Below are 18,863 nucleotides of genomic sequence, written 5' to 3' on the forward strand. Positions count from 1 at the left end.
CCTGTGTAGCTACCGTTCTGAGCAGTCCGGTAAATACCAGACAGTGACAACTTTAGTTTATAAGCTATTGAGCAAATTCACAGAAGATGTTTTGTAGAAAATAACCTTTAAAAACGCATCTATAAGCAACGCATTTTCATATTCAAATTTTTATTAACGTGAATGTGATCAACGCTGATACAACTCCAGCGGCAGGCCGTCGGGATCTTGAAAAAAGGTGAAAGCTTTGCCGGTAAATTCGTCGATGCGGATTAGCTCTACCGCTACGTCGTTTTGCGTTAAGTAATCGGCAAATTCTGCAACGCTATCTACCACAAAAGCCAGATGACGCAGGCCTTGCGCTTCGGGTTTACTTGGCCTGGGTGGTGGATTGGGAAAGCTGAACAGCTCAATTTGGTTACCGTTTGGCAGGGCTAAATCCAGCTTCCAGGAATCGCGCTCTTGGCGGTAATTTTCGGCGATAACGGTTAGGCCCAGCAGTTGTGTATAAAACTGCTTTGAACGGGCGTAATCGCTGCAAATTATCGCCACATGATGAATGGCGCTAAGTACGGGGCGGGTCATAAAAAAGGCCTTAAGCTGTTAAGGCCCTAATTGTATCAGAGCAGCTTTTGCAGCTCACCTTTTAACTCTTTGTCTTGTGTTGATGCCAACAGTGGTTTTAAAATTTCCTCTGCTTTAGCCTGTTGTTGCTGCGCTATATATAGCTGACCTAAGCGCAATTTTGCCCAGTCGATATTATCAGCCGCTGGTTGCTGTGCAATAAACTGCTGCAAAGCGCTAATGCCTTTATCAACTGCCAGCCCACCTTTTACTGCCGAGCGGCCAATTTGGTACAGCGCCTGCGCTTGCGCAGCGGCAGCATCGTCATCGCTGGCCGGCATGGTCAATGCCTGGTCAAATAATGCGATTGCTTTGGTATGCTCATCAGTGCGCGAAAACGCTACACCGCGCTGCAGGTAGGTTTCCGGCCGTTGCGTTAGCAGTTCATCTTTGGCTAAAAGTGCATTAAAAACAGCGTCATCCTGTAAATCCGACGCATTTAACTGCAGTAATGCCCCTTGTAAGGCATCAATCTGCTTTAACTGCTCAGCCAGCTGCAAGGCTTTGCCTTTATCACCACCGGCAATACCGGGCGCCTGAGCAAGAAAACTGCCCAGCGCAATATAGCTGCGCGGGTTATCTGGTGCCAGTTTAAGGGCGGTTTCGTAGGCTTTTTTACAGCGCTTGGCATACCCCAGCGCACTTAACATGCTGGCAGAAGATGCCAGATTACAGCTTACCGTGGCATACCAATGCTGATAGTCTGCGTTTTTGCTGTCAATTTTCACGGCTTTTTCCAGCAAGTCTTCTGCTTTGTCTGCGTTGTTTAACAGTGCCTCGGTTTGCCCCAGCAACGCCAGTAGCTGGGCATCTTTGGTTTTTTTAGTGACCAAAGGCGTTAATAATGCTTGTGCTGCCTGGGCGTCTTTGGCTTGCCATAAGGCTTTAACCTGCGCGGTTAATGCCTGCGGATCAGTAGAATTGGCCAGCACGCTACTGCTGAGGATCAAGCCGGAAAAAAACAGGATGCTACGCATAATGATGCTCCCTATCGCGCTGCTGTCATTGAAGTAGCAAACACTATAAGGCACAGCATAGGTGCCTGACTATAGGTTAAAAGTAACAAAACATATTTTACCGCTTACAACGCAATAACATCGCCTTTGACCGGAATTTTCGCTGCGATACCAAGCTGTGCCAACTCCTGCTGCAGCACGGCTTGTGCCTCCGGCTCACCATGTACCAGATAAAACTCTGGCTGCCCACCGATGGCCTGCGCCCAGTCTAACAGTTCACTCTGGCCGGCATGGGCCGAAAAACCACCGATAGTATGTACTTTGGCTTTTACCACTATTTCCTGGCCAAATAATTTTACCCGCCGCTCACCATCTACCAGACGCCGGCCTAACGTGCCCTGCGCCTGAAAGCCGACAAAAATCAGGTGGTTTGAGCTTTTCCATAAGTTGTGTTTTAAATGATGCACAATACGGCCACCATTACACATACCACTACCGGCAATAATAATGGCACCGCCGCTAACACGGTTTATCGCCATTGATTCTTCCACGCTTTCGGTTAAGCGCAGCATTGGTAGTAAATCCTGCAGTTGCATGCCTTTTTTAAAGCCAATGGCCGCTAAGTCTTTTTGCTCCAGACTGTGCAGGTAGTCGTTGTAAATATTGGTGATACTGATCGCCATAGGGCTGTCAAGAAACACCATCCGCTGCTTTAACCGGCCCTGATGATGCAGCAATGCTAGGTAGTACAAAATTTCCTGCGAACGGCCAAGCGCAAAAGCCGGAATAAACACATTGCCACCGTCTTTATTAGCGTGTTCCAGCGCGGTAGCCAGCTCTTCCAGCGAGTTATCAATATTCTGATGGTTGCGGTTACCGTAAGTACTCTCCATCAGTACAATATCAGCCTGGCCAATGTCAGTGGGGTCGTGCATTAATACCGTGGCCGGGTTACCTAAGTCTCCGGAAAACACCAACTTGCGCATCGCTTTATCGCCTTTAAGCCACAGCTGCACTATGGCCGAGCCCAGGATATGGCCGGCATCAGCAAATTCCAGCTCCAGCCCCGGCAGTGGTGTAACACGCTTTTTGTAGCTTATGGTTTCGCATAATTGCGCCACCCGTTCGGCATCCTGCACTGACAACACCGGGTCTTGCAGTTTTTTACCCGAGCGCGCCGCTTTTTTGTTTTGCCATTCCAGATCTTTTAAATACAAATGCACTGAGTCTTTTAGCAATATTGGCAGTAGCTCAGCGGTGCCGGGGGTACAAAGTATTTTGCCGTCAAAACCACGTGCTACCAGCAGTGGCAGCAGGCCGCTATGGTCGATATGGGCGTGGGATAAAATAACTAAATCAATATCTTTGGGCCGAAAGGCAAAATGAAATTTATGCCATTCACGAATTTGATCGGCGCCCTGCACCATACCGCAGTCGAGTAAAATCTGCTTATTTTGGAATTTAATTAAATAGCACGAGCCGGTAACCTGCTGCGCAGCGCCGACAAAAGTTAAACTGGCATTAAGCGGCATCAGTTGCCTCCTGGTTGTTTGTTAAAGGTTCAAACCGGCTTTGCAACGCGCCAAGCGATAGCAAAGCACGGGTCAGTTGCCGGGTAAAACGTTTGGTTTCCGCTAAGCGCAGTAGTTGTTCTCCACCGGCATCTTTACTTACCCGTTCTTGTAATACTAAGGTGTACAACTGCTTTTTATTTTGCTCGCGCTGGCGCAGCAGTTCGCGGTAACTGCTGCGGATCTGCCCGGCGTCGTCCGGCCAGATTGCCCGGTTTAGCAGTTGCCACAGCTCAGCTTCGTTATGAAATACTGTAATATCCGCCGCCAAATGCTGTGTCAGCACCGGTAACAGCTGCAGTGTCATTTCAAGTTGCAACTGGCTTTTTACCAGTTCATTCAGCAGCATTGCTTCGTTAGCCGGCAACGGCTCCCGGCCCAGCAGGTGCATATAGCTGCTGATCTCTGTCTGTAAACTGCGGATATCATCAATGCTATCGGCTTCAGTGGGCAGGGCCTGCGTCAACCGCACTGCCTGAGCCGCAATAAGTTGACCAACCCGCAACAGCTCAGCACTAAGACCATTAATGGCCAGTGCCGGTATGGCCAGACTGGACGCATCCAGGTAACGTAAACCAGCGCTATTCTGCCGCCGGAACCTCTTATTCAGCCACAGCACCAGCCGGCCGGTTACCGGCCACATCAGCAATACGCCAAGAACGTTAAACAAGGTATGAAATAACGCCAGGCTAACCGCCGGCTGCGGATCGGTAAACAACCACTGCTGCAACAGGTTTATGCCCCACAGCAATGGCGATAACAGTAATAAAGCTACCAGCCCGGTTAGCACATTAAAAATAACATGCAGCCAGGCCAGACGTTTCGCTTTAGCCGTAGCAGCCAGGGTGGACATCAGCGCAGTAGATGTAGTGCCAAGGTTAGCGCCGATAACAAAAGCCGCTGCTAATGACAGCGGAATAATGCCGGCCGACACCGCAGTGATAACCAGGGCGATTACCGCAATGGAGGCCTGCATCAAGGTACTTAATAAAGTACCCAACAGCACTCCCAGCAAAATACCCCAAATGCCCAGCTGTGCCAAACCGGTAAATTCAATGTCGACAAAAGCGGTATCAAAACTCTGCTTTAAAAACGCCAAGCCGAGAAACAGCAAGCCAAAACCAAGCAAGCCTTCGCCAAAGCCTTTATTGCGGCTACTGCGGCCAAACAGCTTTAACAACACACCTACACCTATAATGGGTAACGCCAGCGCATCTATCTTAAATTGCAACCCCACCAAAGCGATAAACCAGCCGGTTAGCGAAGTACCTACGTTACTACCATAAATAACAAAGGCTGCATTTTGCAGCGACAAAATACCAGCATTAACAAAGCCGATGGTAGTTACCGTAATAGCACTGGAAGATTGCACCGCCACGGTAGCAACAGCGCCAAAAGCCACCCCCTGCAACGGCGTATTGGTCCAGCGCTGCAAAAACTGCATCAAGCCCGGGCCGGCTGCCACTTTCAGCCCCTGGCTCATCCAATCCATGCCGAGTAAAATCAGGCCCAGAGCGCCAAAGGCCATTAACACGTCAGTCCACATTTATCATCCTTCGCAGTTATGGTTTAACCTAACAGAAAAACAAATGCAAAATATTAATCTCAGTCAAACAATAGCTTAGTTTGTTACCATGCCATAGTATGAATCTGGTTTAATTGCGCCCGGAGGACAGTATGTCAGGCGACCCACATCAGTTACACGAACGCCACCTGGCGTCAGCACAGCAATCACTGGAGGCAATAGCCAGGTTGCAGGACCATAGCTCTTACCGGCTGGCGTTTGCCGATAATGAATTTTTAATGCAGGACGAACTGCGCCATGTGCGCCTGCAACTGGAGTATTTAAAACCACAACTGGTGCTGGAGCAGCACAATATCAGCGCTACCATAGTAGTATTTGGCAGCGCGCGGTTTTTATCACCTGAGCAAGGCAAAACTGCAGTAGCACTGGCAGAACAACAATGTGCAGAAAACAATACCGCTGACAACCAGCAGGCACTGCAAAGAGCTAAAAAGCAGTTAGCTAACAGTAAATATTATGCCGCGGCCCAGCAGTTTTCTGCATTGGCTACCCGCTTCAGTTGCTGCAACCCCGACTGCGCCATGACCATTATCAGCGGCGGTGGCCCCGGCGTAATGGAAGCGGCCAACCGTGGCGCTATGGATGCCGGCGGTGAAAGCATAGGCTTAAATATAGTGCTGCCAAGAGAGCAGCAGCCCAACCCTTACATTACGCCGCAGTTTTGTTTTCAGTTTCACTACTTTGCCATTCGTAAAATGCACTTTTTACAGCGCGCTCGTGCATTAGTCGCTTTTCCCGGGGGTTTTGGTACTTTAGATGAGCTGTTTGAAACCCTTACCCTGATTCAAACCAGAAAAGCCGCGCGGGTGCCGGTAATTTTGTACGACAAAGCCTTCTGGCAAAAGCTGATTAACTTTGACATGCTGGTAGAAGAAGGTGTGATCAGCGCCTCAGATCTGGAGCTTATCCAGTATGCAGATACACCAGAACACGCCTGGCAACTGATACTGGATTATTATCATCTAACTTAACAGGTAACTGGCAACATAAAAGGCAGCAGACAAACCGGCTGCTGCAGCCTAACTGCGGCTGTCAGCCGCTTTTTGCAGTAGCTGTTTGCTCTCTTGTAAAAACTGCCCGGCCAGCTCACCAAAAAACTGTTGGCCCTTACCAAACTGTGCCATTAAACCGGCTTTATCTTTGGCTTTAAGTAGCTGTAGCAGTGCAGTAAAACGCTGCTGATAACGCTCGAGCAAAGCGGCTACTTCGCAGGATGACAACATAATATCGGCATACAGCTCGGCATTTTGGGCAAATAAGCGCCCAACCATCGCCAGCTCTAACCGGTATATTGGCGAGCTTAGCTGTAATAGCTCACTCAGATCGGCATTTTCATCAGCTAAATGCACGCCATACACTAAAGACGAAAAGTGCCGCATGGCCTGAATCAGCTGCATGGCGCTATCGTGCTCAGCCGCCTGTTTTACCGCGAGCTCAGCGCCCCAGACATTCAGTTGTTTTAACAACCACTGGTACTGAGTTTCATCCCGACCATGACACACCACCACCACCTGCTTTACCAGGTTAGTGATATCGGGGCCAAACATCGGATGTAGCCCTACTACCGGGCCGCTATGTTTGGCTAACATGGCAGCTAATGGTAGCTGTTTAATACTGGTAATATCGGCCAGTACACAGTCAGCCGGCAATACAGGTAGTTTATTAATTAACTGTTCGGTTAAGGTAATTGGCACCGCCAGCAACACTAATGCTGCCTTAGCGCAAATAGCCTCTGCCTGTGGCCAGTCTTGCTGCTCCAGCGCGACAACCTCGTAACCGGAGCGCTGAAAAAGACTAACAAAACGGGCGCCAAGCGCACCACCACCGCCAACTACAACCACCTTGCCACCGCCATCACGGCAACACACAAAACCACTTTCCTGGGTTTGATATGACTCGCGCATAATACGGCGCAGCACATCTTCAGTTAAGTCTGCCGATACGCCAAGCGCTTGCGCCTGTTCACGCCGGGCACTAAGTAACGCTTGCTCACGCTCGGGTACATATACCGGCAACGCAAATTGTTGCTTAATTTTACCTACCTGCGCGGTAACTTTAGCGCGCTCGGCAAGCAGCGCCACCAGTTGGCTGTCAATACTGTCTATTTGTTGACGCAGTGGTGCCAGTGCCTGCTGTGCTGTCAGATTTGTCATGTCAGGCGGCCACCACCGCCGGCTGCATCTGCTGGTGTAATGCCGCCAATAGCTGGGCTGTGGTATCCCAATCAATGCAGGCATCTGTTACCGACACACCGTACTTTTCAGCTTTACCGTCAATTAAATCCTGACGCCCGGCAAACAGGTGGCTTTCCAGCATAATACCGATAATGGCCTCGTTGCCGGCCAAACGTTGTGCCAGCACATTTTGCGCTACTTCACCCTGGCGGTTGTGATCTTTATTTGAGTTGCCGTGGCTGCAATCAACCACTATGCCACGCGGTAATTTAAGTTTATCCAGCTTGGCCAGCGCTTCGCCAATGCTTTGCTCATCATAGTTAGGCTTGGCACCACCGCGCAAAATAATATGGCCATCCGGGTTACCGGCAGTTTGCACTAAGCTGACTTCGCCGCGCTGATTAATACCAATAAAGCTGTGGCCACTGGCGGCAGATTGCAGCGCATTCAGGGCGATATTTAAGTTGCCGTCGGTGCCGTTTTTAAAGCCCACCGGCATCGACAAACCGCTGGCCATTTCGCGGTGGGTTTGCGACTCTACCGTGCGGGCACCAATGGCAGACCAGCTGATTAAATCCGACATATATTGCGGGCTGATAGGATCCAGTGCCTCGGTAGCAGTAGGTAACTGCATTTCTACCATTTTCAGCAATAGCTCACGGCCCCAGGTTAAGCCGGTTTCCAGATCGAAAGAGTCATCTAAATGCGGGTCATTAATAAAGCCTTTCCAGCCCACCGTCGTGCGCGGTTTTTCAAAATAAACCCGCATTACTATGTACAGGCTATCGGCGTATTGCAGCTGCAGTTGTTTTAACTTCTGCGCATATTCAACTGCCGCCAGCGGGTCGTGGATGGAACAGGGGCCGGTAACCACCAGCAGCCGTTTATCGCGGCCGTGTACGATATCGGCAATGGTGTTACGCGCCTGTTGTACAAACTGCGCGCCCTGTTCTGACAATGGCAGTACTTTTTTTAATACCGCCGGTGGGCTTAGCGGCTTTTCTGCCACTATGCGCAGGTCGTCTACTATTTTACTCATGCTAAAACTCCGGTGTGCGGTGTTGCAGGCATTAAGCATAGGTAAAAACGCTAAATTTGCTAAGGTGCGCCCTTACGTAAACTTTAATATACAACACGTAATTATTTAAATACGATTTGCGCATAATAAAGATCCATAACTGCAGCGTCAACCCATTGCAGACCAATAAAATCAAGATAGCAGCAAATAATTGCACCACAGAAACCATGTATAGTTAAGTGTACATAAAATATCAGCCGGGTTGCTGCAGTTGCTGATACGCCTGTTGCAGTAAAATAAATTGCTGCTGCTCGCCACCCCGATCCGGGTGCAGCTGCAATGCCTTAGTGCGATAAGCTTTTTTCAGCTGTTGTGGTGTAAACCCAGCAGGTAAACCGAGTAAAGCCAGCGCTTCGCTGTGCGCCATAGTATTTACCGCTACAACCGGCCGTTGCAGCTGTTGCCAGAAAGCGTCCAGATGCTGATCAAGTAATTGCTCTGTCATGGCATAAAAGTTTTGCCAGTTCAGATAATAGTCTTGCCGGCCGGCATCGGCGTCTGGCGGCAATGCTTGCGTTAACGGTAATAGCTGTAGTTTGGCCAGGCCAATGGCCAAATAGCCGTGGCGCTGTGCCAGCCAGTGCTGCTGAATGCGGTATAACAGGTGGTACAGCACAAAGTGTTGTTGAAAGCGGGCAAGATCAGCGCTTTGCAGCGTATCGCTGTGTAGCTTTAACCCAAGGCGCGCTAACAAATACTGCTCTTCTATCGGGCTGTGTGCCGGGGTAAACCCTAAAATCAGGCTTTCCAGCTGGCCTTGCAACAAGTTAAGAATGGGTGTAGCCAGGGGGGCTTTGCTATCGGTCATAGGGTGCACTATGCCAAAAAGAAAAAAGGCCGACAAGTGTCGGCCTTTTAAGGGTAGCTTAGTTAAGCTTTTCGCGGATACGCGCTGATTTACCTGAACGATCGCGTAAGTAGTAAAGCTTAGCACGGCGTACTGCACCACGACGTTTCACGGTGATGCTGTCTACCATTGGGCTGTGCGTCTGGAATACACGCTCAACACCTTCGCCATTAGAGATTTTACGTACAGTGAATGCAGAGTGCAGACCACGGTTACGTTTTGCGATAACTACGCCTTCAAAAGCCTGCAGACGTGTTTTATCACCTTCAGTTACTTTTACCTGAACTACGACAGTGTCGCCCGGCGCGAACGCAGGAACGTCTTTCTTTAACTGCTCGTCTTCAAGCATTTTGATGATGTTTTGGCTAACTTTGCTCATAACAATCTCACTTTACCTGGAATTAACTGTCTTCTTGCTGCCCCGCCCGGCACTCTTGCTGATGTTCACGCTGGAACTCAGCCAGTAACCGTCGTTGCTCCTCAGTCAGAGCCAGGAGATTTAACATATCCGGTCGTCTAAGCCAGGTTCTCCCAAGAGACTGCTTTAAACGCCAGCGTCGTATATTTTCATGGTTACCACTCAGTAAAACTGCTGGTACCTGTTTGTCTGATAACACTTCGGGCCTTGTGTAGTGCGGACAATCCAGCAAACCGGATGCAAAAGAATCCTGCTCTGCCGACTGTTCATGCCCAAGTACACCAGGTACTAAGCGCGACACTGCATCTATCAATGTCATCGCCGGCAATTCACCGCCACTTAACACGTAATCACCAATTGACCATTCTGCGTCAATTTCGCTTTCTATTACGCGCTCATCAATGCCTTCATACCGGCCAGCTACTAACAGCAGCTTAGAATACGTCGCCAGTTCAGTGACACCTTGTTGGTCTAACTTGCGGCCTTGCGGCGACAAATACACCGTGTGTACACCTTCACCTGCAGCTTGCTTGGCGGCGCGTATAGCGTCACGTAGCGGCTGCACCATCATCAGCATACCGGGGCCACCACCATAAGGCCGGTCATCTACAGTACGATGCTTGTCCGTTGTGAAATCACGCGGGTTCCAGCATTGCAGTTGCATAATGCCTTGCTTTACAGCACGGCCGGTTACCCCATATTGCGTTATTGCCTGAAACATTTCCGGGAATAAGGATACAACCCCTACCCACAGCTTAGTGTCATCCGGCATTAAAACGCGGGATCCCAGTCTACGATAATGCGACGCTCGGTTAAATCGACGCTTTTAATCACGCTATCGGTTAAAAACGGCAACAACCTTTCTTTCTGACCAAATGCATCGGTACGGTTGGCTTTAACTACTAAAACGTCGTTAGAGCCGGTTTCCATCATATCGGTTACTTCACCTAAGTGATAACCCGCCTCGTTTATTACTGCTAAGCCCATCAGGTCTTTCCAGTAATATTCACCGTCTTCCAAAGAAGGCAGTGCCTGGCTTGCTACGGCAATTTCAGCATTTACATACTGCTGTGCCAAATCCCGATCATTGACGCCGTCCAGTTTCGCTATCAGGCCATTACTATGGCGCTTCCAGCTGGAAACCTGCACTGGTTGCCAGTTACCCTGAAATTTTATTTGCCAGGGTGTGTAATCAAAAATCCCTTCCGGGAAGTCGGTGTAAGCGTTAACTTTCAGCCAGCCATTGATGCCGTAAACTGCACCAAATTTGCCAAGAACGACTAAATCTTTCTCACTCAAGCTGACTACCCCACACGACCTTTTGCTAATTAAGCAGTTGCTTTCTTAGCGTTTTTTACCAAAGTTGCCACGCGATCACTCAGTGAAGCACCTTGTGCTACCCAGTGATTAACGCGGTCCAGGTCCAGACGCAGTTTCTCTTCAGTACCGCCGGCGATTGGGTTAAAGAAACCCACGCGCTCAATAAAACGGCCATCACGAGCAAAACGGCTGTCCGCTACCACAACTTGGTAAAATGGACGCTTTTTCGCGCCACCACGTTGTAAACGAATAGTTACCATAAGGCCCTCTAATTTTATCGTTCAGGTTTTATCAAAAATAACAAAGCCCCCGGTTGGACCGAAGGGCTGCAGCATTTTACTGATTTGACGCTTAATTGCAAGGTATTTCGCGGCTTGGCTGTTATTGCAGCGTTATTGCAGCGTTATTGTACGGGTAAATAAAACCCCGCACTACGGCGGGGTTAAGTAAACATCTTTGCGGCTTAACGCGGTGGCAGCATACCCGGCGGCAGTTTACCGCCCATACCACGCATCATCTTCATTAAGCCGCCTTTACCCGACATTTGCTTCATCATCTTCTGCATTTGGGTGAATTGCTTCAGTAACTGGTTAATATCCTGCACCTGAGTGCCAGAGCCGGCGGCAATACGCTTTTTGCGTGAGCCTTTAAGTAAATCCGGAAACTCACGCTCTTTGGGTGTCATCGAGTTAATAATGGCTTCCATTTTAACAAACTGCTTGTCACCCATCTGGTTCATCGCACCGGCCGGCAGGTTTTTCATGCCTGGCAGTTTATCCAGCATCGACATCATGCCACCCATACCGCGCATCTGCACCAATTGCTCACGAAAATCCTCTAATGAAAAGCCTTTGCCTTTCATCATCTTCTGCGCCATTTTGGCCGATTTTTCTTTATCTACTTTTTGCTCAAGCTCTTCAATTAAGCTAAGCACATCGCCCATACCAAGAATACGCGATGCTACCCTGTCCGGATGGAACGGCTCTAACGCATCGGTTTTTTCACCGGTACCTAAAAACTTAATCGGCTTGCCGGTAATATGGCGGATCGACAACGCCGCACCACCACGGGCATCACCATCGGTTTTGGTTAAAATAACCCCGGTAAGCGGTAAGGCATCATTAAAAGCTTTGGCGGTGTTGGCTGCATCCTGGCCTGTCATGGCATCTACCACAAACAAGGTTTCAATTGGCTTTACTGCGCTATGCAGTGCTTTAATTTCATCCATCATGTCATTGTCGACATGCAGGCGACCGGCAGTATCAACTAACAGCACATCAAAAATGCGGGTACGGGCATAAGCAATAGCCGCATTAACAATATCAATTGGTTTTTGGGAAATATCGCTGGGGAAAAACTCTACACCAACATCTTTAGCCAGTGTTTCCAGCTGTTTAATCGCCGCAGGGCGATAAACGTCAGCAGACACCACCAATACTTTTTTCTTTTTACGCTCAGTTAAAAACTTGGCCAGTTTACCTACCGATGTCGTTTTACCGGCGCCCTGCAAGCCAGCCATTAAAACTACCGCCGGCGGTTGCGTATTCAGAGCCAACTCTTCATTGGCATCCCCCATCGCCTCTTCTAAGGCTTTGCGGACAATTTTCAGAAATTCCTGGCCAGGAGTCAGGCTTTTGCTTACTTCCAGCCCTACTGAACGCTCTTTAACGTTAGCAACAAAATCACGCACTACCGGCAGGGCAACGTCGGCCTCCAGCAATGCCATCCGCACTTCGCGCAGCGTCTCTTTAACGTTGTCTTCAGTTAAACGGCCCCGGCCGGTGATATTTTTCAGCGTGGCGCTTAAACGATCAGAAAGATTTTCAAACATGGTTTTTCACTCGACAGCCATAATACGGCCGATTATATCAAACTCAAGCGGCAGAAGCAGCCGTTAAGAAACTGTTGATCGCAGCTATGGGCATCTGGCAAAAGTTGCAATACAATGGTTAGCCATTAAAACAAAAGGAAATGCTGCTAATGTCTACGGTGCTGTTAACTGCGCTGGCTTTAATTGCTTATCTGGTTGCGACCGGTTCGGTACTGCTGCGCATTTTTCATCCACAGGGGCCGCATTTTAAAACCACCTTCAGCGCAGCTATTATTGGCCTGGTGCTGCATATGCTGGTGCTGGCAGCGATGTTGTTTACTGAGCAAGGGCAAAACTTTAGTTTGCTTAATGTCAGTTCACTGGTGTGCTGGCTTATTACCGTGGCAATAACCCTTACCGCACTTCGCACTCCCACTATACTGTTGTTACCTGTGGTATATGGCTTTGCCAGCTTGGTACAGCTTGCTGTATTAACCTTGCCTCATAGTGTACAGCTACAACATTTTGAGCAAGATATTATTCTGCTGCTGCATATCATGCTGGCCTTTATTGCCTACGCCATTTTGATTATGGCTATGCTGTACTCGTTTCAGGTTAGCTATATCAGCAACCGGCTAAAGCAAAAAGACTTTGCCGCCATGACACGACACATGCCACCTTTAGTTCAGGCAGAAGTGCTGCAGTTCCGTATTTTATTGGCGGGCACTGTGCTACTTGGCGTGGCCCTGCTGATAGCTGCGGTATTTATGGATAACTGGCTCGCCAAAGAAAACCTGCATAAAAATGTGTTCAGTTTAATTGGTTTTGGCGTGTTTGTGGTGCTGTGCTGGGGTCATGCCCGCAAAGGCTGGCGTGGTAAAACTGCTAATATTTTAACTATCACCGGCGCAGCCTTATTAACTCTTGGCTATTTTGGCAGCCGTTTTGTACGTGAAGTGCTGCTAAATACACTTTAATTCTTGACTCACCTGCTACTTCGTAATATCAAGTACAGGTGTTTGGCAATACAGGTATTTGACTCTTGGACGACATATCGACGGGTACGCTATTTATCATTCTTGGCGTGCTCTTATTTTTATCTGCCTATTTCTCAGGATCAGAAACAGGCATGATGTCTGTTAACCCTTATCGTTTGAAACATTTAACAAACGAAAATCATAAGGGTGCCATTCGGGTCAGTGAACTGTTAAAACGGCCTGACCGCTTAATCGGCTTAATTCTTATTGGTAATAACCTGGTAAATATTGCCGCCTCCGCTATTGCCACTATTATTGGTATGCGTTTGTACGGCGATGTAGGTATTGCCATTGCCACTGTGGCTTTAACAATGGTGGTGTTGGTATTTGCCGAAGTCACACCAAAAACCATTGCCGCCCTGCACCCGGAGCGCATAGCTTTTCCCAGCTCTGCTGTGCTTAAATTACTGCTTAAAATATTCTATCCGCTGGTATGGCTGGTTAATTTTATTACTAACGGCATTTTGGCTGCTATGGGCATTAGCCCGGAAAAACATCAGGGTAACAGCTTAAGCGCTGAAGAATTACGTACCGTAGTACATGAAGCCGGTGCACTTATACCGGAGCAACACCAGAGTATGCTGGTGGGCGTATTGGATCTGGAAAACGCCACAGTTGAAGATATTATGGTGCCGCGCAATGAAATTGTCGGTATTGATATTAACGACGACTGGAAAGATATAGAGCGCCAGCTGGCAAATATGCAGTATAGCCGCATCTTGTTGTTCCGTGACAACATTGATGATGCCATTGGCTTTGTGCACCCGCGCGAGCTAATGCGCCTGCTGATTAAAGAGCAACTGACTAAATCAACCCTGATGCGCGCAGTAAGCGATATTTACTTTATTCCTGAAGGCACCCAGCTCAATACGCAACTGTTAAAATTTCAGCGCACCAAAGACCGTGTCGGCCTGGTAGTAGACGAGTATGGCGATATTCAGGGCCTGGTAACGCTGGCCGATATTCTGGAAGAAGTGGTCGGTGAATTTACTACTGATATTGCCAGCAATGACAACGAGGATATTATTGCCCAGCCTGATGGTTCATACCTGATTGATGGTGGCATTAATTTACGGGATCTGAACCGTGAGATGCACCTTGAGCTGCCCACTGATGGCCCAAAAACCTTAAACGGCCTGATTCTGGAATATCTGGAAGAAATCCCCCAGGGTAAGCTAAGCATAAAGCTGGCCGGTTATCCGCTTGAAGTGGTAGACGTACAGGACAATATGATTAAAACCGTGCGTCTGTTGCCGCATATGAAAAAGCCTTAAAACGGCAGTAAAAAAACCGGCTGTGCCGGTTTTTTTATTTTTCTATACTATGTTCGCCAAAAACAATGTTAACCAAAAAACAACCGCCATAACCAGCCACGTTTTAGATCATCCTCACACCGGTTTAACTGCGCGGCATAGGTTTTGGCGCGGTTATCAACCTGCTTGGCAACATTAACCAGCCATGCTTTATTTTTGTAGGTGCCACGCCGGTAACCACCCCAACCTTCATGGTAATTCAGGTAAAGGTTGTAACCATCCCATTTGGATATTTTGTTAACCCTGTGGGTTTTATCCAGATACCAGCCCATAAAGTCCATGGCATCAGAAAAATTATCACGGCTGGCCCAGAAGCGATCAGCTTCTTTAACGTATTCATCCCAGGTAACTGTTTTTGCCTGCGAATAACCGTAAGCACTGCTGGCACGGCCATAAGGGATAAAGCCTAAAAACCAGCGCATGGGTGGCCGGGCATTATGCCGGAAGCTACTTTCCTGATACATAATGCTCATTGGTATATGAATGGGCACACCCCACTTGTCACGCATTTTCGCGGCAGCGTCGTACCAGTCACGGTGTTCATAGAAAATTTCACACAGATTAGAGCTATTCTTTGGCGGCGGTGTGCTACAACCGCTGATAAACAGTACCGCTGCAGTGATTAATATAAATGGTTTTATTTGTGTGTGAACTTTTTTCATCCGACCGATTCTAACAAGGTGCACGGATGCAACCAAGTTTTATTCTCCCTGGATACTGTTACGGCTACCATTAGGTAGCCGCTTTTTTATCCTCACATTGCGGTACTTCGGCAAAATACTGCTCAATATACTGATCAAAGCTCACATTATCCTGTTGCTCAACCTGTTGTTGCGCCAATAGTGACTGTGTAGCGGCTTCGCTAAACTGCTCAGCAGAATAATACTGGTAGGGTTCTTTTAGCAGCTGCTGGCGATACGTTGCCGATAATTGCAAGGTATAGCTGCTGTTATCCTGCTGTTGTGCCAGTAACTGGTTTAATAATTTACCGGAAAAAGTCTGGGATGGGTCCAGCAAGCCAAGATAAAACTGCTTTAAGGCGCCGCTGTAGCCCTGCGTTTCATAGGCCGAATCCAGATACTGTGCCAGCGGCATCATGTCGGCAAACAATTCTTCTGCCCAATCCAGCATTAAGCGTGGCTGGCCGTGTTGCAGGATCTCCAGATTAGTGCGCCGCCCGTCGGTGACAACTTTTTTCAGGTTTTGCTCTGTAATAGTTTGCTCCGCAGCAGACAGCGGCGGGCTGTCCTGCAACAGGCAATACAGCAGGAAAACATCAAGAAAACGCATCTGCTCTGCGCTGATACCAACACTGCTAAACGGATTGACATCCAACGCCCGCACTTCAATGTACTCAACGCCACGCTTAGCCAGTGCACACGTTGGCCGCTCGCCAGACTGGGTAGTACGTTTAGGCCGGATGGTAGAGTAGAACTCATTTTCTATTTGCAGCACATTGGCATTAAGCTGCTGGTACTCGCCATTAACCTTAACGCCAATATTTTTATATTCGTCAGACGGCATGCTAATCGCCTGATGCAGGCCGGCAATATACTCGGGTAGACTGTTGTAAGTAATATTCAGGCTGGATTGCGCACTGTTGGTGTAACCCAGGTCACTCATACGCAACGAGGTAGCATAAGGCAGATACAACGAACCTTTGCCAAGCGCCTGAAAGTTGTACCGGCTGCTGCGCCCTTCCAGAAACGACTTACACATCGCCGGTGATGCCCCGAATAAATATACGATCAGCCAGACGTAGCGTTTGTAGTTACGTATCAACGCCAGATATTGCTCGGAAATAAATGTCTGTAAATCGCCGCTTTGCCCCAGAATTTGCTGGTACTGTTGCCAAAAACTGTGTGAAAAAGAGAAGTTAAAATGCACACCACTGATGGCCTGCATCATGCTGCCATAGCGGTTATGCAGGCCTTTGCGGTACAGGGTTTTCATTCTGCCGACATTAGAGCTGCCATACTGCGCAAACGGAATTTGCTTCTGATCAGTAATAAAACACGGCATGCTGCCAGCCCAGAACTGCTCGTCACCGATGTTCTTAATGGTAAAACGGTGAATGTCTGTCAGCTGTGCTAAAGTGGTATCAATGCTGTCGCTGACCGGGGTAATAAATTCAAGCAAAGATTCGGAAAAATCGGTCGTGATCCACGGATGGGTTAAAGCAGCGCCAAGCGCTTTTGGATGAGGTGTTAATGCCAGTTGGCCATCGGGCTTAACCCGCAACGTCTCCCGCTCTATACCGCGCTGAATACCTGTAATAGCATGTTTATTCGGCGCTGCATTCAGCTTAGCCAGACGTTGTTGTAAAGTTGAGCCCAAGGTAATTCCTTAATTGGTAGCTGATTGTGCTGAAATTGGGGCGCTAAGGCCAATCTCAAGACCGGTGCTTAATTTAGCCTGCAATTTCATTTTCAACAATCGAAGATTTGGTCGCTTAACCCCCTTAAGCGTTAAACTGCCACAGCCATGGCTGCAATTATTACGTTAATACATTAGACTTACCGGAAAAGGTACAAGGCAACAACTACTTAAATAAGCAGGTGACATGAACCGTCGCAACACAAGTACTATAAACGAAGAAGTTAAATTCAGTGCTGAACAGGAGCTGGTTTCTACCACAGATTTACGCGGTGTTATCACCTATGCTAATCCGGCCTTTTGTAAGGTTGCAGGTTACAGCGCAGAAGAACTCGTGGGCAACAACCATAATCTTGTACGCCACCCGGATATGCCGGCAGCGGCTTTTGCTGATCTGTGGCACAAACTTAAGCAAGGCCAATCATGGCGCGGCCTGGTAAAAAACCGCTGCAAAGATGGCCGTTATTACTGGGTAGACGCCTTTGTTACGCCCATTTACCAACAGGGCAAACTGGTGGGCTATCAGTCAGTACGGGTAAAACCCGATGCAGCCATGATAGAGCGGGCAAATAAAAGTTATCCGGCCATAGCTGCCGGTAAAATACCATCAGACTGGCGCAGCCGCTTTGGCTTAAAACGCCTGGTAGCCGTTACGCTTAGCCTGCTGCTTGCCGCTATTGGTGTCGCCAGTTTTGGCTGGCATTTTTTGCTGGCCTTACTGCTGCCGCTGGTATGGTTACTTTGCTGTTATGACGAACTGTTTATTATTCCGGCACAGTTGCAGCAAGCTAAAGCCAAATTCGACAGTGTGTCACGCTGGATTTACTCTGGTTTTGGCCCTTACGGCATTGCGGATTTTCAGCAGAAAATGGCCCAGGCCAGGCTACGCACCGTTTTAGGCCGTGCCACCGACAGCACCGCAGCACTGAGCATTATTGCTGAAACGCAGGCCGAAGCCGTGCATATGACAGAGCAAGGTATTCACCAGCAGCACGACCGCTTAAGCAGTATTGTCGCTGCGACATCTCAGCTTTACGGTACAGTACAGGACATTGCCGGGCGTACTCAGGACACCCATCAACAGGTAAACGAAACGCATAAAATCTGTGAAGCAGCAAAAACCACCATGCAGCACACAGCCAAAACAGTACAGCAACTGGCAACAGAGGTTCAGGGTGCAGCAGCAACAGCCGACGGCCTGGCAGTTGAGGCCGAGCGCATTGGCACAGTGATGACTGAAATTCAGGGTATTGCCGATCAAACCAACCTGCTGGCATTAAATGCTGCCATTGAAGCAGCCCGGGCCGGTGAGCATGGCCGGGGGTTTGCTGTGGTAGCAGATGAAGTACGGGCATTATCGTCGCGCACTCATAAGGCTACAGAGCAAATTAAGCAGTCCATCGGCGAAATACAGCAAACCTTACTCAGCTGGGGCCAGGTTATGCTGCATAGCCGCCAGCAAGTGGATATTTGTGTAAAAGAAACCCAGCACAGCGAGCAGCAGCTGGCGGAAATTTCACGCATGATTGACCACATTGCCCAGCTGTCATCACAAATTACCACAGCAGCAACCCAGCAAGGGGTTGTGGCCAATGACGTGCAACAAAGCGTTGAGCATATTCAGCAAATTGCCCAGACCAACCTGAGCAATATTCAGATAGTGTCTGACAACAGCTCAGCCTTGCAGCAGCAAGCTGGCAAAATTGCTGATATGAATAAAAGCTTTGGCTAAAAACAAAAAACTCCGCCGCGGCGGAGTTTTTAATGCATTACTT

Annotated in this window: 18 protein-coding genes; 4 read left to right on the plus strand and 14 right to left on the minus strand. The window is 48.7% G+C overall.

Features of this window, described 5'->3' with window-relative positions; genetic code table 11:
- Positions 1-168: 168 nt before the first annotated feature.
- From gloA2 to BLW68_RS15915, 4 genes are all read right to left on the minus strand, one after another.
- Positions 169-564 (minus strand): SMU1112c/YaeR family gloxylase I-like metalloprotein, encoded by a 396-nt coding sequence (gloA2, locus tag BLW68_RS15900; protein ID WP_092795501.1) that lies wholly within the window; start codon positions 562-564, stop codon positions 169-171.
- 35 nt (positions 565-599) lie between these two features.
- Positions 600-1,580: a tetratricopeptide repeat protein gene (locus BLW68_RS15905; protein ID WP_092795503.1), complete on the minus strand. Its 981-nt coding sequence runs from the start codon at positions 1,578-1,580 to the stop codon at positions 600-602.
- A 104-nt stretch (positions 1,581-1,684) separates the two neighbouring features.
- On the minus strand, positions 1,685-3,091 hold the full coding sequence (locus tag BLW68_RS15910) for an MBL fold metallo-hydrolase RNA specificity domain-containing protein (RefSeq protein ID WP_092795505.1): 1,407 nt from the start codon (positions 3,089-3,091) through the stop codon (positions 1,685-1,687).
- On the minus strand, positions 3,081-4,676 hold the full coding sequence (locus tag BLW68_RS15915; protein WP_092795507.1) for a Na/Pi cotransporter family protein: 1,596 nt from the start codon (positions 4,674-4,676) through the stop codon (positions 3,081-3,083). The genes BLW68_RS15910 and BLW68_RS15915 overlap by 11 nt, the downstream gene beginning before the upstream one ends.
- 131 nt (positions 4,677-4,807) lie before the next feature.
- Between BLW68_RS15915 and BLW68_RS15920 the strand changes: the two genes are divergently transcribed.
- Complete coding sequence (locus tag BLW68_RS15920; protein ID WP_092795509.1) at positions 4,808-5,686, plus strand: LOG family protein; 879 nt, start codon at positions 4,808-4,810, stop codon at positions 5,684-5,686.
- Between the two features lie 48 nt (positions 5,687-5,734).
- On the opposite strand, the gene tyrA is transcribed toward BLW68_RS15920, so the two are convergent.
- The 8 genes from tyrA to ffh form a co-directional block, all read right to left on the minus strand.
- The gene (tyrA, locus tag BLW68_RS15925) at positions 5,735-6,868 is read right to left on the minus strand and encodes a bifunctional chorismate mutase/prephenate dehydrogenase (protein WP_092795511.1); all 1,134 of its coding nucleotides are present in this window, start codon (positions 6,866-6,868) and stop codon (positions 5,735-5,737) included.
- Between the two features lies 1 nt (position 6,869).
- A complete protein-coding gene (locus BLW68_RS15930; protein WP_092795513.1) occupies positions 6,870-7,928 on the minus strand; it encodes a 3-deoxy-7-phosphoheptulonate synthase in 1,059 nt (352 codons plus the stop codon).
- Positions 7,929-8,160: 232 nt separating this feature from the next.
- Positions 8,161-8,775 carry a DNA-J related domain-containing protein gene (locus BLW68_RS15935; RefSeq protein ID WP_092795569.1) on the minus strand — a complete coding sequence of 205 codons (615 nt, stop codon included), beginning with the start codon at positions 8,773-8,775 and terminating at the stop codon, positions 8,161-8,163.
- Positions 8,776-8,833: 58 nt separating this feature from the next.
- Positions 8,834-9,193 carry a 50S ribosomal protein L19 gene (gene rplS, locus BLW68_RS15940; protein ID WP_068234280.1) on the minus strand — a complete coding sequence of 120 codons (360 nt, stop codon included), beginning with the start codon at positions 9,191-9,193 and terminating at the stop codon, positions 8,834-8,836.
- Positions 9,194-9,215: 22 nt separating this feature from the next.
- Positions 9,216-10,004: a tRNA (guanosine(37)-N1)-methyltransferase TrmD gene (gene trmD / locus BLW68_RS15945; RefSeq protein ID WP_092795515.1), complete on the minus strand. Its 789-nt coding sequence runs from the start codon at positions 10,002-10,004 to the stop codon at positions 9,216-9,218.
- On the minus strand, positions 10,004-10,531 hold the full coding sequence (gene rimM, locus BLW68_RS15950; protein ID WP_177172267.1) for a ribosome maturation factor RimM: 528 nt from the start codon (positions 10,529-10,531) through the stop codon (positions 10,004-10,006). The genes trmD and rimM overlap by 1 nt, the downstream gene beginning before the upstream one ends.
- Before the next feature lie 29 nt (positions 10,532-10,560).
- A complete protein-coding gene (gene rpsP / locus BLW68_RS15955; RefSeq protein WP_068234274.1) occupies positions 10,561-10,812 on the minus strand; it encodes a 30S ribosomal protein S16 in 252 nt (83 codons plus the stop codon).
- Between the two features lie 203 nt (positions 10,813-11,015).
- Positions 11,016-12,383, minus strand: coding sequence for a signal recognition particle protein (ffh, locus tag BLW68_RS15960; protein WP_092795520.1), 1,368 nt, complete (start codon positions 12,381-12,383; stop codon positions 11,016-11,018).
- A gap of 149 nt (positions 12,384-12,532) precedes the next feature.
- Between ffh and BLW68_RS15965 the strand changes: the two genes are divergently transcribed.
- On the plus strand, positions 12,533-13,339 hold the full coding sequence (locus BLW68_RS15965; protein ID WP_092795522.1) for a cytochrome C assembly family protein: 807 nt from the start codon (positions 12,533-12,535) through the stop codon (positions 13,337-13,339).
- Positions 13,340-13,404: 65 nt separating this feature from the next.
- On the plus strand, positions 13,405-14,673 hold the full coding sequence (locus tag BLW68_RS15970; RefSeq protein ID WP_092795524.1) for an HlyC/CorC family transporter: 1,269 nt from the start codon (positions 13,405-13,407) through the stop codon (positions 14,671-14,673).
- 68 nt (positions 14,674-14,741) lie between these two features.
- Here BLW68_RS15970 and BLW68_RS15975 read toward each other — a convergent pair whose 3' ends face one another.
- Both BLW68_RS15975 and gshA read right to left on the minus strand, forming a co-directional pair.
- Positions 14,742-15,374, minus strand: a complete 633-nt coding sequence (locus BLW68_RS15975; RefSeq protein WP_092795526.1) for a transglycosylase SLT domain-containing protein — start codon at positions 15,372-15,374, stop codon at positions 14,742-14,744.
- 70 nt (positions 15,375-15,444) lie between these two features.
- Positions 15,445-17,049 (minus strand): glutamate--cysteine ligase, encoded by a 1,605-nt coding sequence (gene gshA / locus BLW68_RS15980; protein WP_092795528.1) that lies wholly within the window; start codon positions 17,047-17,049, stop codon positions 15,445-15,447.
- Between the two features lie 226 nt (positions 17,050-17,275).
- Here gshA and BLW68_RS15985 point away from each other — a divergent pair, with 226 nt between their 5' ends.
- The gene (locus BLW68_RS15985; protein WP_092795530.1) at positions 17,276-18,820 is read left to right on the plus strand and encodes a methyl-accepting chemotaxis protein; all 1,545 of its coding nucleotides are present in this window, start codon (positions 17,276-17,278) and stop codon (positions 18,818-18,820) included.
- Positions 18,821-18,863 lie beyond the last annotated feature (43 nt).

The organism is Rheinheimera pacifica (genome assembly GCF_900108485.1).
Classification (GTDB): domain Bacteria; phylum Pseudomonadota; class Gammaproteobacteria; order Enterobacterales; family Alteromonadaceae; genus Alishewanella; species Alishewanella pacifica.